Annotated in this window: 1 protein-coding gene; it reads right to left on the minus strand. The window is 49.7% G+C overall.

Annotated features, from left to right (window positions below; translation table 11 throughout):
• Positions 1-3 precede the first annotated feature (3 nt).
• Entirely contained in the window at positions 4-249 is a 246-nt protein-coding gene (locus tag V6F88_RS27830) for a hypothetical protein (RefSeq protein WP_332613525.1), read from the minus strand.
• Positions 250-390 lie beyond the last annotated feature (141 nt).

Raw genomic sequence — 390 nt, forward strand, 5'->3', positions numbered from 1 at the left:
AAATTAGGCAAGAGCCGGTTGCATAATCTGCAAAAGTCGTGTTATAGTTTCAGGCTTGGCAGTTGCCGAAAACTTAGGGTTTACCCGGATGGGTGGTTCTGATGTTTCGATAGCTGCTAAAGAGAGCAGACCTGAAGAGGTCGCAGGCAAGAAAGCGGTGGCGCGAAAGCGAACGAAGCTGACTTGACAAGCGATAAAAACTTCTTCATAATCTCGCCTCTCTGCTGCTGAAAACAGCAAGCGACGCAAGGCGAAAGCCGCGTAGCGCTGGCAGGGTCAGCAGGTAGCAGTAAGTAGTTTGTAGTACCGAATTTGCAGTGCCGCTCTTTAACAATTAAACAACCGATAAGTGTGGGCGCTTGATGCGATGCACTGTGATTCAGGTCCGGG

Origin of the sequence: Achromobacter sp. ESBL13 (assembly GCF_036668755.1) — a bacterium.
In the GTDB taxonomy this organism is placed as follows: domain Bacteria; phylum Pseudomonadota; class Gammaproteobacteria; order Burkholderiales; family Burkholderiaceae_B; genus Achromobacter.